At 59.8% G+C, this 21,707-nt stretch carries 21 protein-coding genes; 7 read left to right on the top strand and 14 right to left on the bottom strand.

The window, feature by feature from the left end:
- The 4 genes from F475_RS20505 to F475_RS20490 form a co-directional block, all read right to left on the bottom strand.
- Entirely contained in the window at positions 1-1,242 is a 1,242-nt protein-coding gene (locus F475_RS20505) for an FAD-dependent oxidoreductase (protein ID WP_105341124.1), read from the bottom strand.
- Positions 1,224-2,129 carry a bifunctional methylenetetrahydrofolate dehydrogenase/methenyltetrahydrofolate cyclohydrolase FolD gene (gene folD, locus F475_RS20500; protein ID WP_111454603.1) on the bottom strand — a complete coding sequence of 302 codons (906 nt, stop codon included), beginning with the start codon at positions 2,127-2,129 and terminating at the stop codon, positions 1,224-1,226. Before folD ends, F475_RS20505 begins: the two co-directional genes overlap by 19 nt.
- Complete coding sequence (gene purU, locus F475_RS20495; RefSeq protein ID WP_111454602.1) at positions 2,126-2,992, bottom strand: formyltetrahydrofolate deformylase; 867 nt, start codon at positions 2,990-2,992, stop codon at positions 2,126-2,128. Before purU ends, folD begins: the two co-directional genes overlap by 4 nt.
- Positions 2,993-3,233: 241 nt before the next feature.
- Entirely contained in the window at positions 3,234-3,833 is a 600-nt protein-coding gene (locus tag F475_RS20490) for a helix-turn-helix domain-containing protein (protein ID WP_018927696.1), read from the bottom strand.
- Positions 3,834-4,115: 282 nt separating this feature from the next.
- On the opposite strand from F475_RS20490, the gene glnT reads away from it, so the two are divergent.
- From glnT to F475_RS20465, 5 genes are all read left to right on the top strand, one after another.
- A complete protein-coding gene (gene glnT, locus F475_RS20485; RefSeq protein ID WP_018927697.1) occupies positions 4,116-5,450 on the top strand; it encodes a type III glutamate--ammonia ligase in 1,335 nt (444 codons plus the stop codon).
- Positions 5,451-5,522: 72 nt separating this feature from the next.
- Complete coding sequence (locus F475_RS20480; protein WP_064617108.1) at positions 5,523-6,428, top strand: glutamine amidotransferase family protein; 906 nt, start codon at positions 5,523-5,525, stop codon at positions 6,426-6,428.
- Positions 6,429-6,439: 11 nt separating this feature from the next.
- Positions 6,440-7,123, top strand: a complete 684-nt coding sequence (locus F475_RS20475; RefSeq protein WP_111454601.1) for a protein glxC — start codon at positions 6,440-6,442, stop codon at positions 7,121-7,123.
- Between the two features lie 20 nt (positions 7,124-7,143).
- Positions 7,144-8,484: an FMN-binding glutamate synthase family protein gene (locus tag F475_RS20470; RefSeq protein WP_018927700.1), complete on the top strand. Its 1,341-nt coding sequence runs from the start codon at positions 7,144-7,146 to the stop codon at positions 8,482-8,484.
- Positions 8,485-8,657: 173 nt separating this feature from the next.
- Positions 8,658-9,983 (top strand): ammonium transporter, encoded by a 1,326-nt coding sequence (locus F475_RS20465; RefSeq protein WP_111454600.1) that lies wholly within the window; start codon positions 8,658-8,660, stop codon positions 9,981-9,983.
- A gap of 81 nt (positions 9,984-10,064) precedes the next feature.
- On the opposite strand, the gene F475_RS20460 is transcribed toward F475_RS20465, so the two are convergent.
- On the bottom strand, positions 10,065-11,108 hold the full coding sequence (locus F475_RS20460; protein ID WP_111454599.1) for an LLM class flavin-dependent oxidoreductase: 1,044 nt from the start codon (positions 11,106-11,108) through the stop codon (positions 10,065-10,067).
- Between the two features lie 35 nt (positions 11,109-11,143).
- Positions 11,144-11,629 carry a flavin reductase family protein gene (locus tag F475_RS20455; RefSeq protein WP_018927703.1) on the bottom strand — a complete coding sequence of 162 codons (486 nt, stop codon included), beginning with the start codon at positions 11,627-11,629 and terminating at the stop codon, positions 11,144-11,146.
- A 324-nt stretch (positions 11,630-11,953) separates the two neighbouring features.
- On the opposite strand from F475_RS20455, the gene F475_RS20450 reads away from it, so the two are divergent.
- Complete coding sequence (locus F475_RS20450; protein ID WP_111454598.1) at positions 11,954-13,360, top strand: cytosine permease; 1,407 nt, start codon at positions 11,954-11,956, stop codon at positions 13,358-13,360.
- Positions 13,361-13,409: 49 nt separating this feature from the next.
- Here the strand turns inward: F475_RS20450 and F475_RS20445 are convergent, their stop codons facing one another.
- The 6 genes from F475_RS20445 to ribBA all read right to left on the bottom strand — a co-directional run bounded on the left by F475_RS20445 (position 13,410) and on the right by ribBA (position 19,947).
- On the bottom strand, positions 13,410-14,381 hold the full coding sequence (locus F475_RS20445; RefSeq protein WP_111454597.1) for a TerC family protein: 972 nt from the start codon (positions 14,379-14,381) through the stop codon (positions 13,410-13,412).
- Positions 14,382-14,602: 221 nt separating this feature from the next.
- Positions 14,603-15,757 carry an ABC transporter ATP-binding protein gene (locus tag F475_RS20440; protein WP_018927706.1) on the bottom strand — a complete coding sequence of 385 codons (1,155 nt, stop codon included), beginning with the start codon at positions 15,755-15,757 and terminating at the stop codon, positions 14,603-14,605.
- Between the two features lie 17 nt (positions 15,758-15,774).
- Positions 15,775-16,584: an ABC transporter permease gene (locus tag F475_RS20435; protein WP_111454596.1), complete on the bottom strand. Its 810-nt coding sequence runs from the start codon at positions 16,582-16,584 to the stop codon at positions 15,775-15,777.
- 6 nt (positions 16,585-16,590) lie between these two features.
- Positions 16,591-17,535, bottom strand: coding sequence for an ABC transporter permease (locus tag F475_RS20430; protein ID WP_032833935.1), 945 nt, complete (start codon positions 17,533-17,535; stop codon positions 16,591-16,593).
- On the bottom strand, positions 17,532-18,557 hold the full coding sequence (locus F475_RS20425; RefSeq protein WP_018927709.1) for an ABC transporter substrate-binding protein: 1,026 nt from the start codon (positions 18,555-18,557) through the stop codon (positions 17,532-17,534). The genes F475_RS20430 and F475_RS20425 overlap by 4 nt, the downstream gene beginning before the upstream one ends.
- 280 nt (positions 18,558-18,837) lie before the next feature.
- Positions 18,838-19,947 carry a bifunctional 3,4-dihydroxy-2-butanone-4-phosphate synthase/GTP cyclohydrolase II gene (gene ribBA / locus F475_RS20420; protein WP_018927710.1) on the bottom strand — a complete coding sequence of 370 codons (1,110 nt, stop codon included), beginning with the start codon at positions 19,945-19,947 and terminating at the stop codon, positions 18,838-18,840.
- Between the two features lie 71 nt (positions 19,948-20,018).
- On the opposite strand from ribBA, the gene F475_RS20415 reads away from it, so the two are divergent.
- Positions 20,019-20,312 (top strand): DUF1330 domain-containing protein, encoded by a 294-nt coding sequence (locus F475_RS20415; protein WP_018927711.1) that lies wholly within the window; start codon positions 20,019-20,021, stop codon positions 20,310-20,312.
- Positions 20,313-20,318: 6 nt separating this feature from the next.
- Here F475_RS20415 and F475_RS20410 read toward each other — a convergent pair whose 3' ends face one another.
- Both F475_RS20410 and F475_RS20405 read right to left on the bottom strand, forming a co-directional pair.
- Positions 20,319-20,882, bottom strand: a complete 564-nt coding sequence (locus tag F475_RS20410; protein WP_018927712.1) for an NUDIX hydrolase — start codon at positions 20,880-20,882, stop codon at positions 20,319-20,321.
- 2 nt (positions 20,883-20,884) lie between these two features.
- The gene (locus F475_RS20405; RefSeq protein ID WP_018927713.1) at positions 20,885-21,637 is read right to left on the bottom strand and encodes a GntR family transcriptional regulator; all 753 of its coding nucleotides are present in this window, start codon (positions 21,635-21,637) and stop codon (positions 20,885-20,887) included.
- Positions 21,638-21,707 lie beyond the last annotated feature (70 nt).

The raw sequence follows: 21,707 nt of genomic DNA, 5'->3' as shown, positions 1-21,707 counted from the left end.
TCAGTGGCTGGCCGCCGTGGCGCCCATTTCGTTGACTTGCTGGAAGGTCGAAAAGCGTTCGAGACCAAAGGGCTTGATCAACTCCGGCACCTTGCCGCCGCTGGCGACCAACTCGGCCATGGTCTTGCCGCAGATCGGCGTAGCTTTGAAGCCCCAGGTGCCCCAACCAGCGTCGAGGTAGTAGTTCTTCACCGGCGACAGGCCCATGATCGGGCTGTAATCCGGGGTCATGTCAGTAATGCCGGCCCATTGGCGCATCAGCTTGGCGTTGGCCAGGAACGGGAACATCTCGATGGCGTGGGCCAGCAAGCTTTCCTTGAGGTCCAGGGTCGACCGGGTGTTGAACAATGGATAGGGATCGGAGCCGCCGCCGAACACCACTTCGCCACGACTGGTTTGCTGCACGTAGCAGTGCAGGGCGGAGGAACTCACCAGCGGGTCGAGAAACGGCTTGAACGGCTGCGTGACCATCGCTTGCAGCGGGAAGGTCTGGATCGGCGAACGAATCCCGGCCTTGGCCATCAGCAAGGAACTGTGTCCGGCAATCGCCTGCACCGCGCAACCACATTTAATCGTGCCGCGGTTGGTTTTGACGGCGGTGATCGCGCCGTTCTCGATGATCAGGTCCTGGACTTCGGTGAGCTGATGGATTTCCACCCCGCGCTTGGCCGCCTGTTTGGCGTACCCCCAGGCCACGGCGTCGTGGCGTGCGGTGGCGCCGTCGATGTGCCAGAGCCCGGCGAGCACCGGCAAGTGGCCGGGATCGAGGTTGAGACTGGGCACCAGCTCGCGGATCTGCTGGCGGTCGATCATCTCGGTACGGCCGCCGAAGTGTTTGTTGACCTCGGCGCGCTGACGGAACGAACGCACCGTGGCATCGGTGTGGGCCAGGGTCAGTTGGCCGCGCTCGGAGTACATGATGTTGAAATCGAACTCGTTGGACAGCCCCTGAAACATTCGCACCGACTCGGCATAAAAGCGTACGCCCTCACTGGTCAGGTAGTTGGAGCGGATCACTGCAGTGTTGCGAGCCGTGTTGCCGCCGCCCAGATAGGACTTTTCCAGCACCGCGATGTTGGTGATGCCGTGGTACTTGGCCAGGTAATAAGCGGTGGCCAGGCCATGGCCGCCAGCACCGATGATCACCACGTCATAGCTCGGCTTGAGTTCCTTCGGTGGCGGCAAATCCACTTCCACCGGGTACTCCGAACTCAGCCCGTACTTCAATAGATTGAATGGCATAGGGCCTCCGATTGGCTGCGTAGGGCCTGGTGTTGCGCAACGGCTGCGCTGACGGTGTTTTTCATCAGAAAGGCGATGGTCATCGGGCCGACACCACCGGGTACCGGGGTGATCGCCGCGACGTGGGGCAGAGCACTGTCGAAGTCGACGTCGCCCACCAGACGGCTGCGACCATCGTCGTCGATGCGATTGATGCCGACGTCGATCACCACCGCGCCGGGCTTGAGCCAGCCGGCATCGATCAGCCGCGGCCGACCCACGGCGGCAATGACGATGTCGGCCTGACGGCACAGGGCTTGCGCATCGCGACTGCGCGAATGCAGCACAGTCACCGAGCAGTCAGCCTTGAGCAGCAGCGCGGCCATGGGCTTGCCGACGATGTTCGAGCGACCGACCACCACCGCATGCTTGCCGCGCAGGTCGCCGCAGGTTTGCTCCAGCAAATACAGGCAGCCGCTGGGGGTGCAGGGCGCAAGCACGGTGCGACCCTGGCTGAGTCCGCCGACGTTCTGGCTATGAAAACCGTCGACGTCCTTGTCCGGGTCGATGGCCTCCAGTGCACGTAATTCGTCGATATGCGCCGGTAACGGCAGTTGCAAGAGAATGCCGTTGATCGAGTGGTCGGCATTCAGGCAGGCAATCAAATTGAGTAGCTGTTCGGTGCTGGTGTCCGTAGACAACCGGTGCTCCACGGAGCGGATACCGACCTCTTCGGCGCGCAGGATTTTGTTGCGCACGTAGACCTGGCTGGCCGGGTCGCTGCCCACCAGAATTACGGCCAGTGCCGGTTGAATGTCTTGCTCGCGCAGGCTGTCCACGTCCTCGCGGACCTGTGCCAACACACGGGCGGCGGCGGCTTTGCCGTCAATCAGTCGGGGCGCGTTCACCGGAAGATCACCGTTCTGTCCTGGTTGAGGAAAACCCGGTGTTCCAGGTGGTACTTGACCGCTTTGGACAGGGCCACGGTTTCGGTGTCACGCCCGGTAGCCACCAAATCGTCGGGCAGATAGACGTGATCGACGCGCTGCACTTCCTGCTCGATGATCGGCCCCTCGTCGAGGTCGCTGGTGACGTAATGCGCCGTGGCGCCGATCAGTTTCACACCACGCTGGTAGGCCTGGTGATAGGGCTTCGCGCCTTTGAACCCGGGCAGGAACGAATGGTGGATGTTGATCGCCCGGCCCGAGAGTTGCTTGCACAAATCGTCGGAGAGGATTTGCATGTAGCGCGCCAGCACTACCAGTTCGGTGCGAGTGTCGTCGACGATCTTCATCAACTCGGTTTCTTGTTGCACCTTAGTGTCTTTGGTGACTGGCAGGTAGATGAAGCGAATGCCCTCGCGTTCGGCCATGGGCCGCAGGTCGAGGTGGTTGGAGACGATGGCGGTGATGGTCATGTCCATCTCGCCCTTGTGGTAGCGGTAGAGCAGGTCGGTCAGGCAGTGGTCGAACTTGCTGACCATCAGCAGTACGCGCATCGGTTCACGGGTATCGTGCAATTCCCAGGTCATGTCGAACGCTTGGGCGACGTCGGCGAAACCATCCTTGATCTGCTGAATATCGCCCTGGTGGCCGTCGTTGAAACGGAACACCGCGCGCATGAAAAAACGGCCGCTGAAGTCGTCGTCGAATTGCGCCATCTCCCCGATGTAGCAACCGTTGTCCGCCAGGTAGGTGGTGACGGCAGCGACAATGCCAGACACCGCGGGACAGGTGATCTTGATAATGAAATGGTTTTTTTCGTGTTGCATGACACGTCCTCGGGATGATGGCGGCAGCTCATCGCATAGCGAAAAAAATCATCAGCGGACAGCAGGCTCATCCATGAGCGTATTTTCTTGGTGGGAATAAATTATTCCTGTTTGTGGCTTTATAGGGGAATGGGTGCGTGACGTCCAGATCTTTTGTGAAAGTTTTTTAACTGGCAGGAAAAAGCGTGAGGTCGGCATGAGCCGACCCCAAGGCATCTGAAAAGCGAGGGAGAGGGGGGCGTTACTCTTTGTCGTTGCCGTAATTCATGATCGACAGCATACGGATCGGCACCTGCACCAGTTGCTCGGGGCCATGGGGAATTTCCCCTTCGAAGGTCAGGCTGTCGCCGGCTTCCATGCGGTACAGCTGATTGCCGTGGCGATAAATCAGTTCGCCTTCCAGCAAGTGCAGGAATTCGGTGCCCGGGTGGGAGAAGGTCGGAAACTCTTCACTCGCGTCATCCATGCTCACCATGTACGCCTCGAAACTCTTCTTCGGCCCACGGGTGTGATTGAGCAGATGGTAGGTGTGACCTTTCTCGGTCCCTCGCCGAACCACTTCCATCCCCTGATCAGCCTTGACCAACAACGCGCTGCCATCTTGCTGGTCGTATTCGCTGAACAATTTCGACAACGGCAGGCCCAGCACGTCGCACAGACGGCTCAGGGTATCGAGGCTGGTGGACACCTGGGCGTTTTCGATCTTGCTCAGCATGCCCTGGCTGATATCGGCGATCTTGGCTACATCGGACAGTTTCAGATCCTGCGCCTGGCGTTGGCGCTTGATCTGCAAACCCAGGTATTGCTCAAGCTTGAGGCGCGGGGCGGTTTCGGTCGGCATAGTCATCAGATCCTGCACACTTTCCGTTCGGTAATATTAGTTTCGCACTGAGAAAGTGCAAATCGCGGCGCTCAGCTCGCATCCATTGGGCGGTATTCCCACTGGGAAAAGAATTTTCCCATATATACAGCACAAAAGCGCTTTTCTCGGCGAATCAACGCTTCACTCGCGAATCTGGCAAGGGCCTTGCATTCCTAGTGGGAAACTAACTTTCTTTTTAGGAATAAAAAGTCAGTCAAGGCCCATCCACAATGTTTTGCCTTTCGCGAGGAGTGACGAGCAATGTTGCCAGCAGAAACCCAGCGCATCATCGACAAGCACGGGATCAAGTATGTGCTTGCGCAGTTTGTGGATATACACGGGGCGGCCAAAACCAAGTCGGTGCCCATCTGTGGGCTCAAGGCTGTTGCCGAGGAAGGAGCGGGGTTTGCCGGGTTCGCGATCAGCGGCATGGGCATGGAACCTCACGGCCCGGACTTTATGGCCCGTGGCGATCTGTCGACGCTGACGGCAGTGCCCTGGCAACCGGGTTACGGGCGGGTGGTGTGCATCGGCCACGTCGACGGCAAGCCCCATCCCTATGACAGCCGTTATGTGCTGCAGCAACAAGTGCAACGCCTGGAAGAAAAGGGTTGGACCCTCAACACTGGTCTGGAGCCCGAGTTCAACCTGATGCGCCGCGACGAGCAGGGCAAGCTGCAACTGGTCGACCTCAGCGACAACCTGGACAAGCCTTGCTACGACTACAAAGGCCTGTCGCGCTCCCGGGTGTTTCTTGAACGCCTGACGGAAGCTTTGCAGGCGGTGGATTTCGAGGTCTATCAAATCGACCATGAGGACGCCAACGGCCAGTTCGAAATCAACTACACCTACAGCGACGCCATGACCTCGGCGGACCGCTTCACCTTCTTCCGCATGGCCGCCGGCGAGATTGCCAATGACCTGGACATGATCTGCTCGTTCATGCCCAAACCAGACCCGAAACGTGCCGGCAACGGCATGCACTTTCACCTGTCGATCAGCAGCGCCGAGAACAAGAACCTGTTCCATGACGCCAGCGACCCGAGCGGCATGGGCCTGTCGAAAATGGCTTATCACTTCGCCGCCGGTCTGCTGGCCCACGGCCCGGCGCTATGTGCCTTCGCCGCGCCGACGGTCAACTCCTACAAGCGTCTGGTGGTGGGCAACTCGTTGTCCGGCGCGACCTGGGCGCCGGCCTTTATTGCCTTCGGCGCAAACAACCGTTCGGCGATGGTGCGGGTGCCTTACGGCCGCCTCGAATTCCGCCTGCCGGACGCCGGTTGCAATCCCTATCTGGTCAGCGCCGCGATCATTGCGGCCGGCCTGGATGGCGTCGACCGTCAGCTGGAAATCGACCAGGTTTGCAATGAAAACCTCTACAGCCTGAGCCTGGAGCAGATCGCTGCACGGGGCATCAAGACTTTGCCGCAATCGCTCAAGGAAGCCTGCGATGCGCTGGAAGCCGACCCGTTGTTCGCCGAGGTGCTGGGTCCGCAGATCGTCGGCGAGTTCATCAAGCTCAAGCGCATGGAGTGGGTGGAATACAGCCGCCACGTCTCCGACTGGGAAATCCAGCGCTACACCGAATTTTTCTAACACTGAGTTGTGACAACCATTCGGGCACCCGGCATGGCGTCGAGTGTTCACTGCCTCCGAAGGAGACTTGATATGTGTGGAATCGTAGGTCTTTATCTGAAAAATCCACAGCTGGAATCTCAGCTCGGCCAGCTGTTTGAACCCATGTTGCAGGCCATGACCGATCGTGGCCCGGACAGTGCCGGCTTCGCCATTTACGGCGATGAAGTCGCCGATGGCTGGGTCAAGCTGACCCTGCAGGCGACCACCGAAGGCTTCGACTGGACAACCCTGATGGGTGAGCTGGAAGGGCGCCTCGGCTGCTCGCTGGACTGGTTCCAGAACGCCAACGCCGCCGTGCTCAAGGTCAATGCCGAAGAGGCGCCGGTACGCTTGGCCCTCGCTGAGCTGGCGCCGAGCGTACGCATTATGAGCGCCGGACAAAGCATCGAAATCCTTAAGGGTATGGGCTTGCCCCAGGAGATTTCCCAACGCTTTGGCCTGGCCGGCATGAAGGGCAGCCACATCATCGGCCACACCCGCATGGCTACCGAAAGCGCGGTGACCATGGAAGGCAGTCACCCGTTTTCCACCGGTGCCGACCTGTGCCTGGTGCACAACGGTTCGCTGTCCAACCACTTCCGCCTGCGTCAGGAACTCAAGCGTGAAGGCATTCATTTCGAGACCGACAACGACACCGAAGTCGCCGCCGGCTACCTGACCTGGCGCTTGCAGCAAGGCGATTCGCTGAAAGAGGCGCTGGATCATTCCCTGGAGGACCTGGACGGCTTCTTCACCTTCGCCATCGGTACGCGCAACGGTTTTGCGGTGATCCGCGACCCGATTGCCTGCAAACCAGCGATCCTCGCCGAGACTGACGACTACGTCGCCATGGCCTCCGAATACCAGGCACTGTCGAGCCTGCCGGGGATCGAACACGCCAGAGTCTGGGAGCCGGCACCGGCCACTATGTACATCTGGGAACGCGAGTCAGCTTAAGGAGCGCACACATGAAAACCATCGATCTTTCCATTGCCACCGTGCGCGACCTCAACCAGGCGCTGCACGACCAGGTCAACAACGTTGAAGACCGCGAATGGGTGGTGACTCATTCGAACGGCAAGCACAACCTCGCGGTCGGGGTGAACCAGGCCGTGTCCATCGAGATCCAGGGCCACGCCGGTTACTACTGCGCCGGCATGAATCAAAAGGCTTCGATCACCGTCCACGGCAATGTCGGTGTCGGTTGCGCCGAGAACATGATGTCCGGCTACGTCCGGGTCAAAGGTAGCGCCTCTCAGGCGGCCGGTGCCACGGCCCATGGCGGGCTGCTGGTGATTGAAGGTGATGCTGGTGCGCGTTGCGGGATTTCCATGAAGGGCATCGACATCGTGGTCGGCGGCAGCATTGGCCATATGAGTTGTTTCATGGGCCAGGCCGGGCGCCTGGTGGTGTGCGGCGATGCCGGCGATGCACTGGGTGATTCGCTTTACGAAACCCACATCTATGTGCGCGGCAGCGTCGCGTCCCTGGGTTCGGACTGCGTCGAAAAAGAGATGCGCGCCGAACACTTGGAGGAGCTGCAAGTCCTGCTGAACCGTGCCGGTTTCGAGCATAAGGCGACTGACTTCAAGCGCTATGGCTCGGCCCGTCAGTTGTACAACTTCAAAGTCGATAACGCATCCGCGTACTGATCCGCGCGAGGAGAATAGACATGAGCGACCCTACTACCCAAAAAGCAGGCACTCCAGTGTTGCGTGAGTCCGCGACCTTCGACCGCCTGACCATTCAGGAAATACAGCGTGCCGCTGAAACCGGCATCTATGACATTCGCGGCGGTGGCACCAAGCGCAAGCTGCCGCACTTCGATGACTTGTTGCTGCTGGGCGCCAGCGTTTCACGCTACCCGCTGGAAGGTTATCGGGAGAAGTGCGGCACCGATGTGATCCTCGGCAACCGCTTCGCCAAGAAGCCGATCCACCTGAAGATTCCGGTAACCATTGCCGGCATGAGTTTCGGTGCGTTGTCGGCCAATGCCAAGGAGGCGCTGGGCCGTGGCGCGACCATCGCCGGCACCAGCACCACTACCGGTGACGGTGGCATGACCCCGGAAGAACGCGGTCAATCCCAGCATTTGGTTTATCAGTATTTGCCATCGCGCTACGGCATGAACCCGGACGACCTGCGCAAAGCCGACGCCATCGAAATCGTCCTGGGCCAGGGCGCCAAACCCGGTGGCGGCGGCATGCTGCTGGGCATGAAAGTCACCGAGCGGGTGGCCGGCATGCGCACGTTGCCGATCGGTGTCGATCAGCGCAGCGCCTGCCGTCACCCGGACTGGACCGGCCCGGATGACCTGGCGATCAAGATTGCCGAGATCCGCGAAATCACGGATTGGGAAAAACCGATCTACGTGAAAATCGGCGCGAGCCGGCCGTACTACGACGTCAAATTGGCGGTGAAGGCAGGCGCGGATGTGATTGTCCTCGACGGCATGCAGGGCGGCACCGCGGCGACTCAGGAAGTGTTTATCGAACACGTGGGGATTCCGATTCTGCCGGCCATCCCGCAAGCGGTACAGGCTTTGCAGGAGATGGGCATGCATCGCAAGGTGCAGTTGATCGTGTCGGGTGGTATTCGCAACGGTGCCGACGTCGCCAAGGCGATGGCGCTGGGCGCGGATGCGGTGGCCATCGGCACGGCGGCGCTGATTGCCTTGGGTGATAACCATCCACGCCTGGACGAGGAACTGAAGAAAATCGGCTCGGCCGCCGGTTTCTACGACGACTGGCAGAACGGCCGCGACCCGGCGGGGATCACTACCCAGGATCCGGAGCTGTCCAAGCGGCTGGACCCGGTGGAAGGCGGCCGGCGTCTGGCCAACTACCTGCGGGTATTGGTACTGGAGGCGCAGACCATGGCCCGGGCGTGTGGCAAGTCGCACCTGCATAACCTCGATCCCGAGGATTTGGTGGCATTGACGGTGGAGTCGGCCGCCATGGCGCGGGTGCCGTTGGCGGGGACCAACTGGGTTCCGGGCTCGGGTGGTTATTGAAACCGGTGAGATAACCTGTGGCGAGGGGGCTTGCCCTCTCGCCACACATATTTCGGTTGGCCTGCCGGATCGCCGCAGGCTTGCCCAACGATCAAGAGTCTCCCAAGAGACCCGTACGCACTTACCTTGCTCACTGCCCGACACTTCCCATTTCTTTTGCAGGAGCTTTGAACATGGTCAATCGTCTTCTCGGCAAGTCCCTTTTCGGCCTACTGGCTGCCGGAGCGCTCGTGCCGCTGGCACAGGCAGCCGATGCTCCCACGTTGAACACCGGCAGCACGGCCTGGATGGTCACCGCCGCCGTGCTGGTGTTGTTCATGTGTCTGCCAGGCCTTGCGTTGTTTTACGGCGGCCTGGTGCGGGCAAAAAGCATGCTGTCGTTGTTTACCCAGTGCTTCGGCATCGCCGGCCTGGTGGGGGTGCTGTGGGTGATTTATGGCTACAGCATGGTGGTCGACAGCACCGGCATGGTCGAGGGACAGGTGACGTTCAACAGTTTTGTCGGTGGATTGAGCCGGGCCTTTCTGGCGGGCATGACACCGGAAAGCCTTGTCGGTGAAATTCCGGAAGGGGTGTTCGTGACCTTCCAGATGACCTTCGCCATCATCACCCCGGCGCTGATCGCCGGGGCATTCGCCGAACGCATGAAGTTCTCGGCGGCGCTGCTGTTCATGGCGCTGTGGTTCACCCTCGTGTACGCCCCGGTAGCGCACATGGTCTGGGGTGGTTCGGGGGCCTTGATGCATAACTGGGGCGTCCTCGACTTTGCCGGTGGCACCGCGGTACATATCAATGCGGGTGTCGCAGCGCTGGCGGCGTGCCTGATCCTGGGCAAACGCAAGGGTTACCAAAACGAGCCAATGCCGGCGCATAACTTGAGCCTGACCATGGCCGGTGCGGCCATGCTCTGGGTCGGCTGGTTCGGCTTCAACATCGGCTCCGGCGGCGGTCTGAATGGCACCTCCGGCATCGTCATGCTCAACACCCAGCTGGGCGCTTGCGCCGGGATTCTCGGCTGGATGTTCACCGAGTGGTTCAAGGTCGGCAAGCCAAGTGCCCTGGGCCTGGCCAGTGGGGCTTTGGCCGGTCTGGTGGGCATCACGCCGGCGTGCGCCTATGTCGGCGTTGGAGGTGCGTTGGCTATTGGTCTGCTGTGCGGGGTGTTCTGCTACTTGAGCGTCACCGTGCTGAAACGTCGCTTCGGTTATGACGACAGTCTCGACGTGTTCGGCTTGCACGGTATCGGCGGGATGATTGGCGCGATCCTGACCGGAGTATTCTGCATACCATCTCTGGGCGGGCTGGTGGAGGGCGTGACCCTGGGAGGACAAGTCTGGGCGCAGATAAAAGGCGTTGCGCTGACCACGGTCTATTGCTTCGTGGTGAGCTGGGTCATTCTCAAACTCGTCAATGTCCTTGTCGGCTTACGGGCTGATGAATCGGTGGAGGAGATGGGGCTGGATCTGGCCGAGCACAACGAGCGTGCCTACAACCATTGAGGTCTGGCGCGGACAGCAAAACGCCGGCATGAGCCGGCGTTTGGCTTACCTGGGTTTTATCGCAAAGCCTGATAGGTGGACTCAGCGAAACGCTGGTACCACCTGCTTGATGAACAGCTCCAGGGATTTTTTCTTCTCTGCGTGGGGCAGACTGTTGTCGCACCAGAAGCTGAACTCATCGACGCCCAGTTCCTGGTAATACTTGATGCGCGGGATGATTTCTTCCGCGGTGCCGATCATCGCTGTTTTGTGCAGGCTTTCCAGTTTGAACTCCGGGCGCTCGGCGAACTTCTCTTCCGGGCTCGGTTCCAGGAAGCCGTTGACCGGCGTTGTCTTGTTACCGAACCAAGCATCGAAGGTGCGGTAGAACTTGGAAATCGCCTTGGCCCCGACTTTCCAGCCCTCAGGGTCATCGGCGGCATGCACGTGGGTGTGGCGCAACACCATCAATTGCGGGCGCGGTACGTCCGGGTTGTTGTCCAGGGCGGTCTGAAACTTGTTCTTCAGGTCGAGAACTTCTTCGTCGCCCTTCATCAATGGCGTGACCATCACGTTGCAGCCGTTGGCCACGGCGAAGTTGTGCGAGTCGGGGTCGCGAGCCGCTATCCACATTGGCGGGTTGGGCTTCTGGATCGGCTTGGGCACGCTGGTGGAAGTGGGGAATTTCCAGATATCGCCGTCGTGGGCGTAGTCGCCTTGCCACAGGGCGCGCACCACCGGGACCATTTCCCGCAGCGCCTGACCGCCGGACGAGGCAGGCATGCCGCCGGCCATGCGGTCGAATTCGACCTGGTAGGCGCCACGGGCCAGGCCGACTTCCATGCGACCGTTACTGATCACGTCCAGCAGCGCACATTCGCCCGCTACCCGCAGAGGGTGCCAGAACGGCGCGATGATGGTGCCGGCGCCCAGGTGAATGGTGGTGGTCTTGGCGGCCAGATACGCCAGCAGCGGCATCGGGCTTGGCGAGATGGTGTATTCCATGGCGTGGTGTTCGCCGATCCACACAGTGCTGAAGCCACCGGCCTCGGCCATCAGGGTCAGTTCGGTCAGTTCTTCGAACAACTGACGGTGGCTGACGCTTTCGTCCCAACGTTCCATGTGTACGAACAGGGAAAATTTCATGACGCTACCTCTAATCTTTGTAATTGGCTGTCGGTTCAGGCGAGGACGGGCAGGGCGCCCATCTTGCCGTGGCAGTACACCAGTGGGCCGGCGGTGTGCTGCGGCACTATCAGGTTCTTCACGGCGCCGACCATGATCGCGTGGTCGCCGCCTTCATATTCGCGCCACAACTCGCACTCGATGACGGCCGTGGCGTTGGCCAGGATCGGATTGCCCAGTTCGCTCAACGTCCATTCGATCCCTTGCGCCTTGTCCTTGCCTTTGCGGGCGAAAGCATAGGCTTCGCTTTGCTGGCCGCCGGAAAGGACGTGGATGGCAAAGCGTTTGTTCTTGATCAATACGGGATAGGAATCGGAACTGTAGTTGGGGCAGAACAGCACCAGGGCCGGGTCCATCGACAGCGAGCTGAATGCGCTGGCGGTGAGGCCGACGATTTGTCCATCGTCATCCAGCGTGGTGATGACCGTCACCCCGGACGGGAACGAGCCCATGACTTGTTTGTAGATGGCGGCATCGATCATTGGAGGGTCCTCGGGTGCTGTGAGGTGGTTTTTATGAATTTATAGGTCTGATGGTATACCGTAATACATAGTTTGCAAGGGCTTTTTATTTTTGCCGATAAACGCATTTCGAGGGCTTATAACCCAATGTTTTCGGGGTTTGTGGCGCGAATTTGAGTACTGAAGGCCCCAGAAGGTGCAGATCAGATTACCGGTAAAGTATCGGATCAGCCTTGTGAAAAGGTTGGAATACCATAATATGGTTCGCATCTGGAGGGCTGCCAAGCCGCACCCCCGGTTTGGCTTCGTACAACTATAAGATCAGACAAACTCGAGTTCATGCACATGTCCCAGATGTCCCGGCAAGACCCGTTGATCGAGAATCACACGGTCGATTACGTCCCTCTCGCGGAACGCCATGGGAAGGCCCGCGACCTGTTCACTTTATGGTTCAGCACCAACATCGCACCGTTGCCGATCGTGACGGGGGCGATGGTGGTTCAGGTGTTTCACCTCGACCTGTTCTGGGGGCTGCTGGCGATTGCCCTCGGGCATATGCTCGGCGGACTGGTGATCGCCCTTGCATCAGCCCAGGGCCCGCGTATGGGCATTCCGCAGATGGTCCAGAGCCGTGGCCAGTTCGGCCGTTATGGCGCGTTGTTGATTGTGTTTTTCGCCGCGCTGATCTACATCGGCTTCTTTATTTCCAACATCGTGTTGGCCGGCAAGTCAATCGTCGGCATCGCGCCTGCGGTTCCGGTGCCGGCGAGCATCCTGATCGGTGCCCTTGGCGCCACCGCGATCGGCGTGATCGGGTACAACTTCATCCACACCCTCAACCGCATCGGTACTTGGGTGATGGGCAGCGCATTGCTTGCCGGGTTCATTTACATCTTCGCCCATGATTTGCCATCGGATTTCCTGACTCGCGGCAGCTTCAACCTCTCCGGCTGGCTGGCCACGGTATCGCTGGGGATCATCTGGCAGATCAGTTTCTCGCCTTATGTATCGGACTATTCCCGTTACCTGCCGGCGGATATCGGCATCGCCAAACCGTTCTGGGCCACTTATATGGGTGCGACCCTGGGCACCATTCTGTCGTTTAGCTTCGGCGCGGTGGCGGTGCTGGCGACTCCGGAAGGTACCGAAGCGATGGCCGCGGTGAAGCAATCCACCGGCTGGCTCGGACCGATCCTGATGGTGCTGTTTTTGCTCAACATCATCAGCCACAACGCCTTGAATCTGTATGGCGCGGTGCTGTCGATCATCACTTCGATCCAGACCTTCGCCAGCCAGTGGACGCCGAGCATCAAGCTGCGGGTGGTGTTGTCGAGCGGGGTGCTGGCCGGTTGCTGTGTTATTGCGCTGGGCGCTTCGGCGGATTTCATCTCGCAGTTCATCGGTTTGATCCTGGCGCTGTTGCTGGTACTGGTGCCGTGGGCTTCGATCAATCTGATCGACTTCTATGTGATCAAGCGCGGCCGCTACGACATCGCGTCGATCTTCCGGGCTGACGGCGGGATTTATGGACGCTTCAATCTGCATGCGATCGTTGCGTATTTCATCGGGATCATCGTGCAGCTGCCGTTTGCCAATACATCGTTGTATGTCGGGCCGTATGCCAATATGGTCGAGGGGGCGGATCTTTCGTGGCTGGTGGGGTTGGTGGTGACGTGTCCGCTTTATTATTGCCTGGCGACGCGTGGGCAAACCCGGCAGAGCAGGGCGGCGCAGCTGGGCTATGCCGACTGACAATGTAGGGCATCAAGCCTGTAGAAGCTGCCGCAGCCCGCATCAGCTTCTACAGGGATCGCATTCGATCCTCCTTGCGACTCATGATCAGGCTCAACAGCACCGAAGTCAGGATGATCCCGCCGACAACGGCCAGTGACCATTCAACTGGCATGTGAAGCCACGGCATCAGCGTCATCTTGGTGCCGATGAACACCAATACGGTCGCCAAACCGTATTTGAGCAAGTGAAAGCGGTCAGCCATGTCGGCCAGCAGGAAATACAACGCCCGCAAACCCATGATCGCGAAGATGTTCGATGTGAACACAATGAATGGATCGGTGGTGACGGCGAAGATCGCCGGGATGCTGTCGATCGCAAACACCAGGTCGCTGGCTTCGATCAGCACCAGTACCAGAAACATCGGCGTCGCCCAGTGCCGACCGTCTTGCACCACAAAAAAATGCTCGCCATGAAGCCCGTTGGTAACGCGCAGATGGCCGCGTATCCAGCGCAATAAGGGGTTTTTATCGAGGTCAGGCCGGTGACCGGCGAATACCAGCATTTTGATCCCGGTGATGATCAGGAATACACCGAACACATACAGCACCCACGCGAACTGCGACACCAGCCACACGCCGGCGAGAATCATCGCCCCGCGCATCACGATTGCCCCGAGCACACCGTACAGCAGCACTCGGCGCTGCAGCTCCGGCGGCACGGCGAAGTAGCCGAAAATCATTACGAAGATGAACATGTTGTCGATCGATAGCGACTGCTCGATCAGATACCCCGTGAGGAATTCCAGCATTTTGCGCTGGGCGATCTCGGGTCCGAACTCGCCATTCAAGTACCACCGGAGCAATCCCGCGAAGGCCAGCGCCAGCGCGCACCAGGCAATGACCCAGCACGATGCTTCACGCACCGACACCCGATGTGCCTTGCGCCCGCCGAAGACAAACAGATCCAGAGTCAGCATGGCCAGGACGAAGGCGATGAAGGCGACCCACATCCAGGGTTCGCCGATGTTCATAGGCTGCATGTCGTTCTCCCTGTCTGGACGTGTTCTGGAGCCGACAGGTTCATGCTAGCGGGGGAATTGCGAGGAAGAAAAATCGATTATTCCTTATCGATAGTTCGTTATTTACGAAGTGTCGCGGATGATCACCAATCCTCGGCATAAAAAAGGGTCACCGCAGCCCGACGCTGTGGTGACCCGAGGGTGATACGCGAAAATCGGACCCACCTTGGTGGGCCTTTGCATCAGTGAGCGCCAGCGGCTTTGTTCAGATCACTTTCAGCCCATTCGGTATAAACGCAAGCGTCTGCCGTCGCCCAGCGCACGCGCACCGGGTCGCCCGCCTTGAGTGGCATGCCGGCCGCAGAGAGGGCCTTGACGGTCATCGACGTGCCGCCCGAGGTCACTACGCTGCAGGTCTGGCTTTCGCCAAGGAACAGCACTTCCACCACCTTGGCCGAGACTTCATTCCAGCCCGCCGCCAATGGTTCTTGACTCGCTTGTTCGACACTCAGGGCCAGGGCTTTTTCCGGACGCACCATCAGCAATACATCCTGATCGGTTTGCAAACCGGCTGTCAGGCGAATCGACAACGACTGGCCTTCAAACGAAGCCACCGCATTGCCCTGAGCCTTGAGTTTGAGGAAATTCGAGTTGCCGAGGAACGAAGCGACAAACGCATTCGGCGGATTCTGGTACAGGTCATAACCGCTGCCCAGGCCCACGATCTTGCCATGGCTGAAGATCGCGATGCGCTGAGACAAACGCATGGCTTCTTCCTGATCGTGGGTCACGTAGATAATGGTGATACCGAGTCGCCGATGCAGTTGGCGCAGTTCGTCCTGCAAGTCTTCGCGCAGCTTTTTATCCAGGGCGCCGAGGGGTTCGTCCATCAGCAAGATACGTGGCTCATAGACCAGCGCCCGGGCGATCGCTACCCGTTGTTGCTGACCACCGGAGAGTTGTGAAGGGCGGCGATGGGCAAACTGCTCAAGCTGTACCAGTTTGAGCATGGCATCGACCCGGCGCTCGCGTTCGGCGGGGGCCAGTTTGCGGATCGACAACGGGAACGCGATGTTGTCGCGCACCGACAGGTGTGGGAATAGCGAATAACGCTGGAACACCATGCCGATGTCGCGCTTGTGCGGCGGCACGTTGACCAGCGATTGACCGTTGACCAGTATCTCGCCGCTGCTCGGGGTTTCGAAGCCGGCGAGCATCGACAAGGTGGTGCTTTTGCCGGAGCCGCTGGAGCCGAGGAAGGTGAGGAATTCACCGTCCTTGATGTCCAGCGAGATGTTGTCCACGGCGGCGAAGTCGCCGTAGTACTTGTTCAGGTTGCGCAGGCTGACCAGTGGTTTGTCGTGCTGCTGCGCGGAATCTTTGATGACGGCACTCATGTCGTTCTCCTGGGCGCTCAGGCGCTGATTTGATTACGCCGGCGAACGGCGGCGGCGATGACCATGACCAATACCGAGAGGCCGATCAGCAGCGTCGAGGCGACGGCGATCACGGGCGTCAGGTCCTGGCGCAGGGTGGTCCACATTTTTACCGGAAGGGTTTGCAGGGTCGGGCTGGCCATCATCACGCTCAGCACCACTTCATCCCAGGAAACCAGGAACGCGAACAGCGCACCGGCGACCATGCCCGGACGAATCGCCGGAAAGGTCACCTTGAACACCGCTTGCAGGCGCGAGGCACCGCAGATCACCGCCGCATCCTCGATCGACTGATCGAACAGCTTCAGCGAATTGATGATCGAGATGATGGTGAACGGCAGCCCGACAATCACGTGACTAACCACGAAAGCGAACATCGTCCCGGTGTAACCAAGCTTGAGGAACAGCGCGTACACCGCCACCGCGATGATCACCAGCGGCACGATCATCGGCAGGGTGAACAGGCCATAGAGCATTTCCCGGCCAGGGAAGCGCCCGCGCACCAAGGCAAACGCGGTCGGCAAGCCCAGGGTTACGGCGCAGATCGTAGTCAGCACCGCCACCTTGAGACTGGCCATGGCGGCGTTCATCCAGTCGGCGTTGGAGAAGAACTGGCCGTACCATTTCAGTGTCCAGCCCGGTGGCGGGAACACCAGCCACTGGGAGGAGCCGAAGGACAGCAGCACGATGAACACAATCGGCAACAGCAGGAACAACGCGATCAGCCCGGTGGTGAAGTACAGGCCGAAACGCATCCGGCGGCTCATGGCATTGGGGGTCAGGAGCATGACGGCTTACCTCGCGTTGCTGGCGCCAACCGGGGATTCCGGCTGGAGCTTCAGATAGAAGTAGAACAACACCAGCGTGATCACGATCAGCAAGGCTGCGCCGGCGCTGGCCAGTCCCCAATTGAGGAACGACTGCACCTGCTGGATGATGAATTCGGGCAGCATCATGTTCTGCGCGCCGCCCAGCAGGGCCGGGGTCACGTAGTAACCAAGAGACATCACGAACACCATCAGGCCACCGGAGAACAGCCCCGGCCGGCACAGCGGCAGGAACACCCGGAAGAAGTTGGTCCAGGGGCTGGCACCGCAAATCGAACCGGCTTGCAGAATCATCGGGTCGATGGCCTGCATGGTCGCCTGCAACGGCAGCACGATGAACGGGATCATGATGTAGCTCATGCCGATCACCACGCCGGTCAGGTTGTGCACCATTTCCAGGGGTTGATCGATGATGCCCATCGCCATCAGCGCTTTGTTGATCACCCCGGAGGCCTGCAACAGCACCAGCCAGGAATAGGTCCGCGCCAGCAGACTGGTCCACATCGACAGCAGCACGATGTTGAGCATCCAGCGGCCCCAGCCACGGGGCACCAGCGTGATTGCCCAGGCCAGCGGAAAACCCAGCAGTAAGCTGAACAGCGTTACCAGTCCGGCCACCGAGAAGGTGTTGATCAAGACCCGGGCGTAAGCCGAGTTCGCAAACAGTTGTTCATAGTTGCCCAGGCCCGGTACCGGCTCCAGCACGCCCCGCAGCAGCAGGCCGATCAACGGCGCCAGAAAGAACAGACCGAGGAACAGGAGAGCGGGGATCAGGTTGCTCGAACCGCGCCAGCGCTGCGCCAGGGAAGGAGATTGGTTCATCGCAGCCGCCTTGCCGGGAACCGCCCCGGCAGCGCCAGCGGCGCTCCCGGTCGGTGTAGGTTGACGGGACGCTGTTGCCGTCATTTTCATTTGACCAGCCATTCGTTCCACCGTGTCGCGATGGCCGGACCGTTCTTGGCCCAGTACGCGAAATCAAGAGTGATCTGATCCTTGGCGTAGGCTGTCGGCAGGTTAGGGGCCAGCACTGAATCCAGGCGTGCCACGCTGTCGACGTTGACCGGCGCATAGGCGGTCAGGTTGGAGAAGTCAGCTTGTCCTTTGGCGCTGCTGGCATTGGCCAGGAATTTCATGGCCGCGGCCTTGTTTTTCGAGCCTTTTGGAATGACCAGAATGTCGGCCATGACCAGGTTCTGTTTCCAGCTCACACCCACCGGTGCACCATCTTCCTGGAGGGCATGAATCCGGCCGTTCCAGAATTGGCCCATGCTCGCCTCACCCGACGCCAGCAGCTGTTGCGATTGCGCGCCGCCGCCCCACCAGACGATGTCTTTCTTGATGGTGTCGAGCTTCTTGAAGGCCCGATCCAGGTCCAGCGGATAGAGTTTGTCGGCAGCTACACCATCGGCCAGAAGTGCCAATTCGAGCACGCCAGGGCTTGGCCATTTGTAGAGGGCGCGTTTGCCGGGGTAGGTCTTGGTATCGAACAGCGCGGACCAGTCCTGAGGTTTGTTGGCGCCGAGCTTGCCTTCGTTGTAACCGAGCACAAACGAGAAGAAGAACGAACCGACGCCATGATCGGAGACGAAGCGCGGGTCGATTTTGTCGCGCTGGATCACGGAGAAATCGAGGGGTTCGAGCAAACCTTCGGAGGCTGCGCGCAAGGCGAAGTCAGCTTCGACGTCGACCACGTCCCACTGCACGTTACCGCTTTCGACCATGGCTTTGAGTTTGCCATAGTCGGTAGGGCCATCCTGGACCACGGTGATGCCGGTGGCCTTGCTGAACGGATCGGCCCAGGCCTGCTTCTGCGCATCCTGGGTGGTACCGCCCCAGCTGACGAAGTTGACGCTTTCGGCCGCCATTGCCACATGGCTGACCGTGGCCAGTAAGCCCGCGAACAGTATTGCGGTTGCACTTTTCTTCAACACCATTTTCACGCCCTCATTGTTGTGTTTTTAAGCGGGCTTTTGTCGCCCGCCTATCGGGAGCAGTAGGTCCATCTGGCCTTAAAGGCGACCGTGCCAAGAGCTGTTGTTTGTGCTTTTCCCTGCCGGGGCTTTTGGCTGAAGCGTTCGGTCTATGGAATATCATATTATGGTATTCCAAGCTTTGTGCAAGCATTTTGCCTTACCGGTTATCAGCCAAAAGCGGTTTTTTTGCCGTCAGGCCACCCAATAGTGAACTGCGCGGGTAAAGGGGCCAGCCCCGGACTCATTCGGTGAAAGGGATGCTCTCTACCACTTCCAGGTCGTAACCGGTCAAGCCTGCGTATTTCAGTGGTGGGCCGAGATGACGCAACTTGCCCACCCCGAGATCCTGGAGAATCTGCGCTCCGGTCCCTACTTCAGAATAGATGCGCGATTGCGAGCGGCTGAACTGTCGCGGCGGCTGGGTGAGTTGAGGCACGCGTTCCAACAGCGCTTGCGACGACTCATGATTGGCCAGCACGACCACTACGCCGCGACCTTCTTCAGCCACTCGCTGCAGGGCCGCCCATAGTGTCCAGTTGGACGGGCCGTTGTATTCGGCGCCAACCAGATCACGCAGCGGATCAATCACATGCACCCGCACCAGCGTCGGCTCGTCCCGGCGGATGTCGCCCATTACCATCGCCATGTGTACGCCGCCTTCGATGCGGTCTTCGAAGGTGATTAGCCGGAAAGTCCCATGCACCGTCGGCAATTCGCGCTCGCCGATGCGCACCACTGTGTGTTCGGTGCTCAGGCGGTAATGGATCAGGTCGGCGATGGTGCCAATCTTGATCCCGTGTTTGCGGGCGAACACTTCTAGGTCCGGGCGACGGGCCATGGTTCCATCGTCGTTCATCACTTCGACAATCACCGACGCCGGGGTGAAACCGGCCAGGCGGGCGAGGTCACAACCGGCTTCTGTGTGGCCGGCGCGGGTCAGTACGCCACCTTCTTTGGCGCGTAACGGAAAGATATGACCCGGTTGCACAAGGTCGGCGGGCCCGGCATCGGCGGCAACCGCCGCGGCGACGGTACGTGCACGGTCGGCGGCGGAGATGCCAGTGGTCACACCGACGGCGGCTTCAATAGACACGGTGAACGCGGTGCTGAACACGCTGCCATTGCTCGGCACCATCTGCTCCAGCCCCAGGCGCTGACAGTGTTCATCGGTCAAGGTCAGGCAGATCAGGCCCCGTGCTTCGCGGGCCATGAAGCTGATAGCCTCGGCGGTACAGCGATCGGCGGCGAGGAGCAGATCGCCTTCGTTTTCCCGGTCCTCGTCATCGACCAGCAGCACCATCTTGCCTTGCCGGTAGTCTTCGATGATTTCTTCGATGCTGTTGAAGGCCATGCTGGAACTCTCAGTGTTGGGTGGGTATATTTATTGGTATACCATAATACAAAATAAACCAAGAGGTCACTATGAAGGCGTACTGGATTGCTCACGTGGATGTCACCGACCCCGATCAATACAGCCAATACACCCAGCGGGCACCGGCGGCCTTCGCGTTATATGGCGGGCGGATGCTTGCCAGGGGCGGGCGCAGCGAAGCGATGGAAGGTCGCCGCACGCCGCAACGCAGCGTGGTCATCGAATTCGATTCTTACGAGCAGGCGCTCGCCTGTTACCACAGCGAGCAATATCAAGAGGCGAAACGGCACCGCGAGGGCGTGGCTCGGGCCGAAGTGATCATTGTCGAAGGCGTGGCGCCCTAGGGGATATCAGCGGATGAAGTGAATTTTGCCGCTGTCGTCGTTGCCGATGTAGATGCCGTAGACCCCGGCCTGGCGTTCCTCGATATAGCGTTCGAGGATCTGCCGGATCGCCGGATAATAGATGCTGTCCCAGGGAATGTCCTCGGGCGCGAAGAATTTGTAGTCCAGGGTTTCCGGCCCATACTGACCGGTGATCTCCAGCGCGATGGCGCGGAAGATGATGTACACCTCGCTGATCTTCGGCACGCTGAAGATCGAGTAGGGCGAGAGGATTTCCGCGCGCACACCGCTTTCTTCCCAGACTTCACGCAGCGCTGCCTGCTCGGTGGTCTCGCCAGCTTCCATGAAGCCGGCCGGCAGCGTCCAGGTACCAGGGCGCGGCGGGATCGCGCGCTGGCAGAGCAGGTACTTGCCGTCCTGTTCGATGATACAACCGGCGATGATTTTCGGATTGATGTAATGGATGTAGCCGCAACCGCGGCACATCAGGCGCTCGTGCGTATCGCCCGGCGGTAGCTGCTGACCCAGGTCACTGCCGCCACACTTCGGACAAAAGCTCGGGCTGAACATGATTAGCGACCTATGCGCGGTTCTTTAAGGGCGATGGGCAGCGTGATCTCTGGGATCGCGCCGGTTTCTTCCTGTTTGCGTTTCAGGTAATCGAGAGCCACAGCAGCGGCGGCGCGCACGTGGTCGACGCAAGCCTGGTGAGCGGCTAGCGGATCGCCGCTCTTGATCGCCTCGACCATGCGTTCCATTTCCTGGTTGCTGCTGCCGCGACGGTTTTCCTGGGACACCGAGGTCGCCCGCAGGTAGCTGATGCGGGCCTGCAACTGGCGCAGCTGGGTGGCGGCGACATGGTTGCCGGAACCTTCGAGCAGCACGTCGTAGAAACCCTGCACCGAATCGATGACCTGTTGCAGTTCGCCTTCCTTGAGGGCCTTGCGGTTTTCCTCGAGGGCTTTTTCCAGGGCCTTGATGTCCTTGGCTTTGGCGCGCAGGGTGAACAGCTGAACGATCAGGCCTTCGAGCACGCAACGCAGCTCATAGATATCGACGGCATCGGCCAGGGTGATGATCGCGACCCGTGGGCCCTTGGCGTCGGCGAACTCCACCAGGCCTTCGGATTCCAGGTGACGCAAGGCTTCACGTACGGAAGTGCGGCTGACGCCCAGGCGATCGCACAGATCGCGTTCGACCAGTCGGTCTCCCGGCAGGAGCTGGAAGTTCATGATGGCGCTACGCAGTTTATCCAGCACGATTTCGCGCAGGGTAACGGGGTTGCGATTGACCTTGAAGCTGTCGTCGAGTGGCAGGCGTTTCATGGGGTCCGCTCTGAGTGTGGCTGTCCATGCAAAAAGAGCACGTCGATCGAGGATCATCGTGCTCAGGTCA

The organism is Pseudomonas sp. URMO17WK12:I6 (assembly GCF_003253625.1).
Lineage (GTDB): Bacteria > Pseudomonadota > Gammaproteobacteria > Pseudomonadales > Pseudomonadaceae > Aquipseudomonas.
The sequence above is the reverse complement of the archived record's forward strand: the minus strand, read 5'-3'. Positions and strand labels throughout refer to the sequence as shown.

Bases quoted from the DNA above. Each gene is read 5' to 3' on its own strand.
- F475_RS20505 (WP_105341124.1), bottom strand. From the start codon at position 1,242: ATGCCATTCAATCTATTGAAGTACGGGCTGAGTTCGGAGTACCCGGTG.
- purU (WP_111454602.1), bottom strand. From the start codon at position 2,992: ATGCAACACGAAAAAAACCATTTCATTATCAAGATCACCTGTCCCGCG.
- F475_RS20490 (WP_018927696.1), bottom strand. From the start codon at position 3,833: ATGCCGACCGAAACCGCCCCGCGCCTCAAGCTTGAGCAATACCTGGGT.
- glnT (WP_018927697.1), top strand. From the start codon at position 4,116: ATGTTGCCAGCAGAAACCCAGCGCATCATCGACAAGCACGGGATCAAG.
- F475_RS20480 (WP_064617108.1), top strand. From the start codon at position 5,523: ATGTGTGGAATCGTAGGTCTTTATCTGAAAAATCCACAGCTGGAATCT.
- F475_RS20475 (WP_111454601.1), top strand. From the start codon at position 6,440: ATGAAAACCATCGATCTTTCCATTGCCACCGTGCGCGACCTCAACCAG.
- F475_RS20470 (WP_018927700.1), top strand. From the start codon at position 7,144: ATGAGCGACCCTACTACCCAAAAAGCAGGCACTCCAGTGTTGCGTGAG.
- F475_RS20465 (WP_111454600.1), top strand. From the start codon at position 8,658: ATGGTCAATCGTCTTCTCGGCAAGTCCCTTTTCGGCCTACTGGCTGCC.
- F475_RS20460 (WP_111454599.1), bottom strand. From the start codon at position 11,108: ATGAAATTTTCCCTGTTCGTACACATGGAACGTTGGGACGAAAGCGTC.
- F475_RS20455 (WP_018927703.1), bottom strand. From the start codon at position 11,629: ATGATCGATGCCGCCATCTACAAACAAGTCATGGGCTCGTTCCCGTCC.
- F475_RS20450 (WP_111454598.1), top strand. From the start codon at position 11,954: ATGTCCCAGATGTCCCGGCAAGACCCGTTGATCGAGAATCACACGGTC.
- F475_RS20445 (WP_111454597.1), bottom strand. From the start codon at position 14,381: ATGCAGCCTATGAACATCGGCGAACCCTGGATGTGGGTCGCCTTCATC.
- F475_RS20440 (WP_018927706.1), bottom strand. From the start codon at position 15,757: ATGAGTGCCGTCATCAAAGATTCCGCGCAGCAGCACGACAAACCACTG.
- F475_RS20435 (WP_111454596.1), bottom strand. From the start codon at position 16,584: ATGCTCCTGACCCCCAATGCCATGAGCCGCCGGATGCGTTTCGGCCTG.
- F475_RS20430 (WP_032833935.1), bottom strand. From the start codon at position 17,535: ATGAAAATGACGGCAACAGCGTCCCGTCAACCTACACCGACCGGGAGC.
- F475_RS20425 (WP_018927709.1), bottom strand. From the start codon at position 18,557: ATGGTGTTGAAGAAAAGTGCAACCGCAATACTGTTCGCGGGCTTACTG.
- ribBA (WP_018927710.1), bottom strand. From the start codon at position 19,947: ATGGCCTTCAACAGCATCGAAGAAATCATCGAAGACTACCGGCAAGGC.
- F475_RS20415 (WP_018927711.1), top strand. From the start codon at position 20,019: ATGAAGGCGTACTGGATTGCTCACGTGGATGTCACCGACCCCGATCAA.
- F475_RS20410 (WP_018927712.1), bottom strand. From the start codon at position 20,882: ATGTTCAGCCCGAGCTTTTGTCCGAAGTGTGGCGGCAGTGACCTGGGT.
- F475_RS20405 (WP_018927713.1), bottom strand. From the start codon at position 21,637: ATGAAACGCCTGCCACTCGACGACAGCTTCAAGGTCAATCGCAACCCC.